This window comes from Flavobacterium erciyesense (assembly GCF_018069925.1).
In the GTDB taxonomy this organism is placed as follows: Bacteria; Bacteroidota; Bacteroidia; order Flavobacteriales; family Flavobacteriaceae; genus Flavobacterium; species Flavobacterium erciyesense.
The window spans coordinates 21,628-32,892 of the sequence record NZ_JAGPXB010000020.1 but is presented as its reverse complement, the minus strand read 5'-3'; the positions used below and the strand labels follow the sequence as shown (position 1 = coordinate 32,892).

The window sequence follows — 11,265 nt, the reverse complement described above, 5'->3', positions numbered from 1 at the left end:
GCATTTACTTCATTAAGTAAGGTACCTTAGCTCAGATGGTAGAGCAATGGACTGAAAATCCATGTGTCCCTGGTTCGATCCCTGGAGGTACCACAACAAACATCGCTCGGATGGTGAAATTGGTAGACACGCTGGACTTAAAATCCAGTGAACAGCAATGTTCGTGCGGGTTCAAGTCCCGCTCTGAGTACTTTAATAAACCCTGCAACTTTTAAAGTTCTAGGGTTTTTTTGTTTAAATTTTGAGAACTTTAAAAATATTGGATATTCTTAAAATTTATTTTAGTAAGCTCTCTAAAGGCACTTTCAAGAGGAATTGTATTTTAAAGTATCGTTCTATTTATTATGGAATCTATCTTATAATTTATTATCGGATTAATAATTTATTAAATTAGTATCATTAGGTAGTTGTAAAGAGTTGGTTTAAACTTTATATTGTATTTTTGTTTAAAATATAAATATAGAATATGAAGAGAATTATTTTGTTTTTGACAATTATTATGTCTTTAAACTCACAAGCTCAGCAACGCCCAAAATTGGTAGTGGGAATAGTAGTAGATCAAATGAAAATGGAGTACTTATATCGTTTTTCAGATGATTTTTCTCCTAATGGATTTAAAAGATTAATGAATAATGGATATACTTTTCATAATATGCATTATAATTATGTGCCAACTTATACTGCTCCAGGTCACGCCAGTATCTATACCGGTGCCACTCCATCAACGCATGGTATTGTTGGAAATGATTGGTTTAATAAAGCGACGGGGAAAGATATGTATTGTACAGATGATGCATCTGTTCAAACGGTAGGTGATGGTACAGATAAAGAGGGTGCAATGTCACCAAAAAATCTTTTAAGTACGACTATTACTGATGAATTGCGTATGGCAACTAATTTTAAAGGTAAGGTAATCGGATTGAGTATTAAAGATCGTGGTGCTATTTTACCAGCAGGGCACTTTGCAAATTGGGCATTTTGGTATAGTTCAACAGGTTCTTTTATTTCAAGTACTTTTTATGGTGGAAATTTGCCAAGTTGGGTTACTGAATTCAATCAAGAAAAAAGGTATATGAACTATATCAATAAAGGTTGGAATTTATTGAAGCCGCTAGCTAGCTACAATGAAAGTTTAGCTGATGATAACCCCTATGAGGGGAAATTAGATAAAGCAAATGGTCCTGTTTTTCCTTATGATTTAGCTAAGATCTATAAAGAAAAAGGTGCGGATGTTTTACGTACTACCCCTTTTGGGAATGATATTTTGGCAGAATTAGCTATGAAGGCTATTGAAAAAGAAGAGTTAGGAAAAGATGATATAACTGATTTTTTAACGGTTAGTTTTTCTTCAACAGATTATGTTGGTCACACTTTTGGACCTCGTTCTATAGAGCTTCAAGATACTTATTTACGTCTTGATCAAAATTTAGAACAGTTTTTAAATTACTTAGACAAGACAGTTGGAAAAGATAATTATTTAGTTTTTTTAACTGCTGATCATGCTGGGGCAGAAAATCCAAATTATTTGAAGGATAATAAATACAATGTAAAAAACATACCTACTAAAGGTTTTGTGGAGTCCTTAAAGAAATTTTCAAATGAAACTTTTGGTGTAGACCTTATCTTGGACTATTCTAATTTTAATGTGTTTTTTAATATGGATTTGGTAAAACAAAAAGGTTTAGAATTAACAAAAGTAAAAGAGAGCTTTAAAAGCTTTTTGATGACACAAGAGCATATCAAAAGGGTTTATACTGAGGAAGAAATCTTAGCTTCATCAGGTGATGATTATTTTTTAAGTTTTATAGCTAAAGGTTATGACCCCAAACAGAATGGTGAGTTAGTGATTTTAGATAAGACTGGCTATATGGAATACCAGGCAACAGGTACAACACATGGATCTCCAAATAGTTATGATACTCATGTGCCGCTTCTTTTTTATGGATGGCATGTACCTAAAGGAGAATTACACACTAAAAAATATATCACTCAAATAGCACCGACGCTTTCTCAAATGTTGAAAATTCCATTTCCTAATGGAACTGAATCTGAAGTTTTGGAAACACTTTTAGGGAAAAAATAAAGCATTTAAAACCTTTTTCAAAGCTAAAAAACTTCTCTCTTTTTAATAAGAGAGAAGTTTTTTAATTTTATGGTTGTTTTTAAAATTTGTTTTCTACTTCAGCAGCCTCTAGCATTAAATAATGCAAGTCGGTGTTTTTTATAAAAGGTTTTAGTAAATCACTTCCGGGTCCGTACATGGCTAGCTCACTATAATCTGCAGAATGATCCATACTTATCCAACCTACCGAATTGTGTTTTTTTTGAATATCAGATAGTGTCTTGAAAGGTAAATGTTTTGGATTATAGAGTCCATCCTCTAGTTTTAAATTAGAATAATAATTCAAAATTTCCTTTGCCTCGTCTTCTTTTAAAATAGTTTTATTGGCGTATTCAATTCTTTCAATTACTTGTGATACGGATGTTTCTTGGCCAATTCCATTTAAAATCCAATCGTTAGTTTGTTTGTAATTTTGGATTGAATCAAAATTTTCATTTGCATCCTTTCCATAGATTATTCCGGGATTTGCATTCCCATGATCTGTAGTGATAATTACTAATGTGTTTTTGTCTTTTTCAGCAAAATCAATAGCAACTTTTAAGGCTTCATCATGAGCTATTTGATCATAAAGTAATCCAGTAATATCATTTCCATGTGCTGCCCAGTCTACTTTTCCTGCTTCAACTTGCAGTACAAAACCGTTAGAATGATCTTTCATTTTAGCAATGGCACGTTCTGTCATTTCCGCTAGAGTTGGAATGGTTGCAGTAAGTTCTTTACTGTTTTCTCTGTCTTTGGAATAGGGTAGGCCGTCGTTATAAAAAACCCCAAGTATTGGTTTACTGTTATCGCAAGCAAACATTTCACTTTTATTTTTTACAACAGAAAATCCATTTTTTGAAAACTCTTTGTACATATCACGTTTGTCTTTTCGGCTATCTGATGAGAAATAGTTATTTCCGCCGCCCATCATGATGTCAAACTTTAAGTCAAGATACATTTCAGCAATACTTTCTTGACTGTTTCTACTTTTTGAAGCAACACAAAAACCCGCAGGAGTAGCATGTGTTATAGGAACAGTGGTAACACATCCTGCCATTTTTCCTGCTTTTTTGAATTTTTGCCAGATTGGAATGTATTCTTCTCCGTTTACACCGACATTTAAGGAGCCATTTTTAACACGAAATCCACTTCCCCAAGAAGAACTTGCTGCAGCGGAATCTGTAACAATTGATGATGCTGATGCCATGTCCATCAATGCTCGTGTCACTTTGTTGTCTTTATACAATTGGATCCAATTACTGCCTTTACCTGTTTTTCTATTTAGATAGATATCTGCCATGTTGAGTGTGCCAATGCTCATTCCGTCACTAACGATTACAATTATATTTTTTGCTTTCTTGTTATTTTGTAAAGTGTCGAAATCTAGCTCGTTTGTATAACCTTCAAAAGGATTTAAAATTGAAGCACCTATAGCAAATAAAGAACCGTTTTTGAAAAATTTCCTTCTGTTCATTCGTTGGTTTTTTTTTGTAACAATTTCAAAAGTAAAGAAACTCTTTTAGTGAATGTGTTAAGGATTCATTATTTTTTGCAATAAAAAGATATTGTGACGAGATTGGTTTTGGTTTAAAATAAAAAATCCCATTTACGACCGTAAATGGGATTTTCTATTTTAAACCGCTGCTATTGCTTGTGGTAACGGAATTTGATTTTTAAGTAAATCTTCAAACGTTTCGTGGGCTCTGATTAAATGTCCTTCGCCATGCATCCATAGTACTTCAGCTGGTTTGTATCTAGAGTTATAGTTTGATGCCATAGAGAAACAATAGGCTCCTGCATTTCTAAAAGAGAGTATATCACCTTCTTTGATTTCGGCAATTCTTCTGTTGTTTGCAAATGTATCTGTTTCACAAATATATCCTACTACAGAGTAAAAACGCTCTTTCCCTTTTGGATTTGAGATGTTTTCTATGTGGTGTTGTGAGCCGTAAAACATTGGACGAATCAAATGATTGAAACCACTATCGATACCTGCAAAAACAGTGGATGTTGTTTGTTTAACGACATTAACTTTTGCTAAGAAATATCCAGCTTCACTTACAAGGAATTTTCCTGGTTCGAAAATTAATGTTAATTCTTTGCCGTACTCATCGCAGAAGGCATTGAATCTTTTTGATAATTTTTTACCTAATTCTTCAATATCTGTTTCGATGTCGTCTTTTTTGTAAGGCACTTTAAATCCGCTTCCAAAATCTAAGAATTCTAAGTTTTTGAAATTTCTAGCTGCATCAAATAATATTTCAGCTGCATACAAAAACACTTCAATATCTAAAATATCGGAACCTGTGTGCATGTGGATCCCCACAATGTTCATTTTTGTATTTTCGACAATTCGAACCAAATGTGGTAATTGGTGAACTGAAATTCCAAATTTACTATCAATATGACCTACAGATATATTGGCATTTCCACCTGCCATCACGTGAGGATTGATTCGGATGCAAACTGGTACATTTGGATATTTTGTTCCAAATTGTTCCAAAATTGATAAATTATCAATGTTTACTTGAACTCCCATAGCGGCAACCTCTTCTATCTCTTCAAGTGAAACACCGTTTGGAGTATAAAATATTTTTTCAGGTTCGTAGCCCGCGTGCAAGCCTAATTGTACTTCTTGAATAGAAACAGTATCTAAACCTGAACCCATTTCTCGTAACAATTGTAGTATCGCAACGTTTGATAAGGCTTTCATTGCATAATTGATGCGCAACTGTTTTACCTTTGAAAAAGCTTTGGATAATCTGTTGTATTGAGATTGTATTTTTTCGGCATCATATACGTATAATGGACTACCAAATTGTTCTGCTAATTGTACTAAGTCTTTTGATTGCATAATTATTAATTTTGAGCAAATTTATTACTCTTTATTTAGTCCCACAAGGGAAGATATGAATTCTAACAAATTGTAACAAAAAGTTATATTATAAACAAATCGGGTTTTAAAAAGCGAATTTTCATTTTGGGTGAGGGATGGTAGCGGATAGCCCACAGACGCTGTAGTTTTTACGAAAGCGGCGAGGACTTGAAGCGAACAGCCCGACGCTACCGAAACGATAGTGGAGGAAGGGGCACCTCCTAAAAAAATCAAATGACTGCCCATAAAGCAATTGGCAGTCATTTTGTGATTGTTTAAAACTATTTATAGGCTAGGCAAATCGCCATTTCCTTTGGTTGGTAAGTTGGTATAACCCATCAAGTATTTATCTACTTCTCTGGCGGCTTCACGACCTTCAGAAATTGCCCAAACAATTAAGGATTGCCCTCTACGCATGTCGCCTGCAGTGAAAATATGCGGAATATTGGTTTGGTAATTAGTAGCTTGATAGTTGTTACGGGTATCAATTTTGATGCCCAACTGCTCGCTCAAGGTTTTTTCAGGACCTGTAAAACCGAGTGCTAACAAAGCCAAGTCACAAGGCCAGATTTTTTCGGAACCTTCTTTTTCTATTAATTCAGGGCGTTGGCCAGGTGTCATTTTCCAAGCGACTTCAACGGTTTTTAAGCCGACCAATTCTCCAGCTTCATTGGCTATAAATTCCTTCGTATTGATGAGCCAGTTTCTATCGCAACCTTCTTCATGAGAGCTTGAAGTTTTTAATTGCAAAGGCCAAAAAGGCCATGGAGTGGATTCGCTTCGGTTTACTGGAGGTTTTGGTAAAATCTCAAAATTTGTTACTGATTTGGCTCCATGACGGTTTGAGGTTCCGACGCAGTCTGATCCGGTATCTCCACCGCCAATAACGATAACATTTTTATCCGTTGCTTTGATTTGATCAGGAATTGATTCACCGTATAATGCTTTGGTTTGTTGTGTTAAAAAGTCCATAGCCTGCACCACACCTTTGCTTTCAATTCCTTTGGTTGGTAAACTGCGACGCTCTGTAGCACCACCGCATAATACAACTGAATCGAAATTATTGAGTTCTGAAATTTCATAATTTACCCCCACATTGACATTGGTTTTAAAAGTAATTCCCTCCGCTTCTAAAACTTTTATACGTCTATCAATAATTCCCTTTTCTAGTTTAAAATTTGGAATTCCATAACGCAATAATCCACCAATGGCATTGTCTCTTTCGAATACTGTAACGGTATGTCCAGCACGATTTAGTTGTTGTGCTGCCGCCAAACCAGCAGGTCCAGAGCCAATTACGGCAACTGTTTTTCCTGTTCTAACTTCTGGTGGTTGTGGCTTTATCCAACCTTCGGCAAAGCCTCTTTCAATAATATTTTTTTCAATATTTTCGATAGCAACTGGCTCGCTAATGATTCCTAGAACACATGATTTTTCGCAAGGAGCAGGGCAAAGTCTTCCTGTAAATTCAGGAAAATTATTAGTAGATTGTAATATTTTCAGTGCACTTTCCCATTCCTCTTGATGCACCATATCGTTGAAATCAGGAATTAAGTTTCCTAACGGACACGAGCTGTGGCAAAATGGAATGCCGCAATCCATACATCTGGAACCTTGTTCTTTGATTTTATCTTTGGTTAACGGAATTGTAAATTCATTGTAATTTGTTACTCTTTCTGGAACTGCAACATTACTTTCGTCGGTTCTAGAATATTCTTTAAATCCTCCTATTTTTCCCATGACTATGATGCTATAAGTTCTTTAATTTCTTTTTCTTCGGCTAAGCGTTGCAATGCTTTTTTGTAGTCCGTAGGCATTACTTTTACAAAATGCAGACTTTGATTTTCCCAATCTTCTAAAATTCTTTTTGCTAAAGGGCTACTCGTATAGAGGGAGTGATTTTTAATCAAACGACGTAGTTTGATGAAGTCGTCCTCTTCTATAGATTCCAAACCAACCATTTCCATGTTGCAAACTCTTGCATCAAATTTTTTGTTGGGATCAAAAACATACGCAATTCCGCCGCTCATACCGGCTGCAAAATTCCTTCCGGTTTTTCCTAAAACAACTACAGTTCCTCCAGTCATATATTCGCAGCCATGATCTCCAATTCCTTCTACAACGGCTGTCGCTCCGGAATTTCGAACACAAAAACGTTCTCCCGCCATACCATTGATGTAGGCTTCGCCAGTAATAGCACCGTATAGCGCCACGTTACCAATAATGATGTTTTCTTCGGGTTTAAAAGTTGCAGTAGGAGGAACTTTAATAATTAGTTTTCCGCCAGAAAGCCCTTTGCCAAGATAATCATTACAGTTGCCGTGAATTTTAAAAGATAAACCATTTGTTGCAAAAGCTCCAAAACTTTGTCCAGCGGATCCTGTAAAATCAACTAAAATAGTGTCTTCGGGTAAACCCTGCGCACCGTATATTTTTGAAATTTCGTTACTCAGAATTGCTCCCACAGAACGATCGGTATTTTTGATATCGAAGGTGACTCTTGTTTTTTCTTTTCTGTAAATTGATGGAATCGCAGCTTTGATAATATCAAAATCCAAAACGTGCTCTAAAGCATGATCTTGAGTTGTTGTATTGTGATTGGGAACTTCTTTTGCTTTTTCAGGCTTGTATAAAATGGAAGACAAATCTAGTCCACTTGCTTTATAATGCTTAATAGCTTTGTTTACATTTAGTTTTTGTGATTGTCCAACCATTTCTTTCAAGGTTCTAAAGCCTAATTGAGCCATGATTTCTCGCAATTCTTCGGCAATAAAATACATGAAGTTGATAATGTGCTCTGGCGTTCCTTTGAAATTTTTTCTCAATTCAGGATCTTGTGTTGCAATTCCTACCGGACATGTATTCAAGTGACACGCTCGCATCATGATACAACCTGAAGCTACTAATGGCGCTGTTGCAAAACCAAATTCCTCCGCTCCTAGTAACGCTGCAATAGCCACATCCCGACCCGTTTTTAGTTGGCCATCACATTCTAAAACGATTCGGCTTCGTAAATCATTTAAAATCAATGTTTGTTGTGCTTCTGCAAGTCCAAGTTCCCAAGGAATTCCGGTATGAGTTAATGAAGTCAATGGAGCAGCTCCAGTTCCTCCGTCGTATCCTGAAATTAAAATCACGTCTGCTTTTGCCTTTGCAACTCCAGCCGCTATTGTACCTACACCAACTTCAGAAACTAATTTGACATTAATTCTAGCTTCTCGATTGGCATTTTTTAAGTCAAAAATTAACTGCGATAAATCTTCAATTGAATAAATATCATGGTGTGGCGGTGGTGAAATTAAGCCAACATACGGTGTTGAATTTCGAGTTTCGGCAATCCAAGGCACTACTTTTTCACCAGGTAATTGTCCACCTTCACCAGGTTTTGCTCCTTGTGCCATTTTGATTTGTATCTCACGAGCGTTGGTCAAATAGTTGATCGAAACCCCAAAACGTCCTGAGGCAACTTGTTTGATGGCGCTATTTCTAGAGTCTCCATTTAAGTCTTTTTGAAAACGTTTTGGATCTTCTCCGCCTTCTCCAGAATTACTTTTACCACCAATTCTATTCATGGCAATCGCCAGGTTTTCATGTGCTTCTTGGCTAATAGATCCATAAGACATGGCACCTGTTTTGAATTTTTTTACAATTTCTGTCCAAGGTTCCACTTCATCCAAAGGGATAGGATCTAAGTTGTTGAATTCAAATAATCCTCTTATGGTCATCAAGTTTTCACTTTGATCATTGACCATTTTAGAGTATTCTTTATAACTTTCAGGACTGTTTAAACGAACAGCTTGCTGTAATTTAGAAATTGTAGTTGGGTTGAACATGTGTTTTTCACCTAATCTTCTCCATCTGTAAACACCGCCAATTTCTAGTGGAAGTAAATTACTGACTTTAGAATTTGGAAAGGCTTTTTGATATCTTTTTTTAACTTCTTTTTCAATTTCCATCAAGCCAATTCCTTCAATTCTGGAAGGAGTATAAGGGAAATATTTAGAAGTAAAGGTTTTGTTCAGTCCTAAGATTTCGAATATTTGTGCCGCTCTGTACGAATGCAAAGTAGAAATTCCGATTTTATTCATGATTTTCAGAATCCCTTTTGCGATGGCTTTATTGTAATTTTTGATGGCATAATCCGCTTTTACGCCAGTGATAAATCCTGCATTTACTTGGTTGTGAATAATTTCATTAACCATGTACGGGTTTATAGCACTTGCGCCGTAACCAAATAAAAGCGCAAAATGATGTGGTTCACGTGGTTCTGCCGATTCGATAAGGATACCAAATTTTGATCGAACTTTTAGAATGTTTAGCGAATGATGAATATACGAACAAGCCAATAACATTGGAATAGGAGCCATTTTTTCGCTTACACCTCTGTCTGATAAAATAACAATATTGCAGCCTTCAGCAACTGCTTTGTAGGTAGCTTGTACTGCTTTTTCAAGTGCGCGCTCTAAGCCGTTTACTCCTTTTTTGATTTCGTACAACATTGAAATAGTCACAGACTTGAAATCGGCATGATCGATGTTTCGAATTTTATCCAAATCTTCGTTGGAGATAACAGGATTTTGGATTTTTAGTTTTTTACAATGTTTGGGAACAATGTCAAAAATATTATAATCGCCACCAATTGCCAAGCTAATATCCGTAATGATTTCCTCGCGAATACCATCTAACGGAGGGTTAGTTACTTGTGCAAAAAGTTGTTTAAAATAATTATACAACAGTTGAGGCTGATCAGATAACACTGCAAGCGGAGTATCATTTCCCATTGAACTTAGTGCTTCGGCTCCTTCGGCACCCATTGGGTTGATGATGGTTTTTAAATCTTCAATCGTATATCCAAATAAGCGTTGTCTGGTTTCAAAATCTATATTTTCAACAGGAATAGGATTATCGGTGTATGGAATTTGCGCTAATGGTAATAAATTTTCATCCAACCATTGTTTGTAAGGACGTTTTGTTACAATTGCATTTTTGATTTCGTCATCTTCTATAATTCGGCCTTCGTTCATGTCGACCAAAAACATTTTCCCAGGTTCTAATCGACCGTGTTGAACAACATCTTCTGGTTTGATATCCAATACACCAATTTCAGAGGACATAATTACGAAACCACTTTTGGTTAAAGTGTATCGAGAAGGACGCAATCCATTTCTATCCAATAGCGCCCCAATAACGTTACCATCTGTAAAAGGAATAGAGGCTGGACCATCCCAAGGTTCCATAATACAGGCGTTGTATTCGTAAAATGCTTTTTTGTCATCAGACATCGTTTGGTGTTTTTCCCAAGCTTCGGGAACAACCATCATCATGGCTTCAGGCAAGGAACGTCCTGTCATCAGTAACAATTCAATAACCATATCCATTGAGGCAGAATCTGATTTTCCTTCCAAGATAATTGGGAAAAGCTTTTTGATGTCTTCGCCAAAAACATCACTTTTCATCAACTCTTCACGGGCACGCATGCGGCTTATGTTTCCGCGGAGTGTATTGATTTCTCCGTTGTGGCACATATAGCGAAACGGTTGCGCGAGTTCCCAAGAGGGAAAAGTATTGGTAGAAAAACGTTGGTGAACCAGCGCCAATCGGGTAACCAAGTCATCATCGAGTAAATCGGTGTAATACCTACTGATGTCCTCCGGCATCAACAAACCTTTATATATTATGGTGGTAGTAGAAAAACTAGAGAAATAAAAACGATAGCTCTCGGATATTCTGGAATTTAATACGGTATGCTCTGCTATTTTTCTTGCAGCAAACATTTTGGCATTGAAGGCTTGTTCTGTTAAATCTTGCCCATTTTTACCCACAAAAACTTGAACTATATTAGGTTCTTTTTCGGCCGCAATTGCACCCAAGTTTGTAACATCAACTGGAACGGTGCGCCAGCCTAAAATGGATAAGTTTTGATCTTGAATGGCTTTTTCAAAAGTAGTTTTACAAAATAAAAGTTGGTTAGCACTTTTAGGCATAAACAACATTCCTACAGCATATTCTCTTATTTCAGGTAGATCGAAATCACAGACTTTTTTAAAAAAAGCGTGAGGAATATCAAATAAAATTCCAGCGCCGTCTCCTGTGCGTCCGTCAGAACTTACGGCACCGCGGTGTTCTAACTTGATTAAAATGTCAAGTGCTTTGTGAATAATATCGTTCGACTTAATTCCATTTAGATTACAAATAAATCCTGCTCCGCAATTATCGTGTTCAAATTCGGGCAAATACAGACCTTGTTCTTTAACTTTCATGCTTAATTTTTTTTCTTCAAAATTAA

General features: G+C 36.1%; 5 protein-coding genes and 2 tRNA genes. 3 read left to right on the top strand and 4 right to left on the bottom strand.

Annotated features, from left to right (window positions below):
• Positions 1-20 precede the first annotated feature (20 nt).
• The 3 genes from KBJ98_RS14735 (at position 21) to pafA (ending at position 2,083) form a co-directional block, all read left to right on the top strand.
• Positions 21-93: transfer RNA gene (locus KBJ98_RS14735), tRNA-Phe, on the top strand.
• Positions 94-104: 11 nt separating this feature from the next.
• Positions 105-190: transfer RNA gene (locus KBJ98_RS14730), tRNA-Leu, on the top strand.
• Positions 191-466: 276 nt separating this feature from the next.
• Entirely contained in the window at positions 467-2,083 is a 1,617-nt protein-coding gene (pafA, locus tag KBJ98_RS14725) for an alkaline phosphatase PafA (RefSeq protein ID WP_210791789.1), read from the top strand.
• Between the two features lie 79 nt (positions 2,084-2,162).
• Here the strand turns inward: pafA and KBJ98_RS14720 are convergent, their stop codons facing one another.
• The 4 genes from KBJ98_RS14720 to gltB all read right to left on the bottom strand — a co-directional run bounded on the left by KBJ98_RS14720 (position 2,163) and on the right by gltB (position 11,239).
• The gene (locus KBJ98_RS14720; RefSeq protein WP_210791787.1) at positions 2,163-3,578 is read right to left on the bottom strand and encodes an alkaline phosphatase; all 1,416 of its coding nucleotides are present in this window, start codon (positions 3,576-3,578) and stop codon (positions 2,163-2,165) included.
• Positions 3,579-3,737: 159 nt separating this feature from the next.
• The gene (gene lysA, locus KBJ98_RS14715; RefSeq protein ID WP_210791785.1) at positions 3,738-4,958 is read right to left on the bottom strand and encodes a diaminopimelate decarboxylase; all 1,221 of its coding nucleotides are present in this window, start codon (positions 4,956-4,958) and stop codon (positions 3,738-3,740) included.
• 306 nt (positions 4,959-5,264) lie between these two features.
• Entirely contained in the window at positions 5,265-6,719 is a 1,455-nt protein-coding gene (locus tag KBJ98_RS14710) for a glutamate synthase subunit beta (RefSeq protein ID WP_210791783.1), read from the bottom strand.
• A 2-nt stretch (positions 6,720-6,721) separates the two neighbouring features.
• Entirely contained in the window at positions 6,722-11,239 is a 4,518-nt protein-coding gene (gene gltB, locus KBJ98_RS14705; RefSeq protein ID WP_210791781.1) for a glutamate synthase large subunit, read from the bottom strand.
• Positions 11,240-11,265: the final 26 nt, after the last annotated feature.

Coding starts and splice junctions, on each gene's coding strand:
- pafA (WP_210791789.1), top strand. CDS start 467: ATGAAGAGAATTATTTTGTTTTTGACAATTATTATGTCTTTAAACTCA.
- KBJ98_RS14710 (WP_210791783.1), bottom strand. CDS start 6,719: ATGGGAAAAATAGGAGGATTTAAAGAATATTCTAGAACCGACGAAAGT.
- lysA (WP_210791785.1), bottom strand. CDS start 4,958: ATGCAATCAAAAGACTTAGTACAATTAGCAGAACAATTTGGTAGTCCA.
- KBJ98_RS14720 (WP_210791787.1), bottom strand. CDS start 3,578: ATGAACAGAAGGAAATTTTTCAAAAACGGTTCTTTATTTGCTATAGGT.
- gltB (WP_210791781.1), bottom strand. CDS start 11,239: ATGAAAGTTAAAGAACAAGGTCTGTATTTGCCCGAATTTGAACACGAT.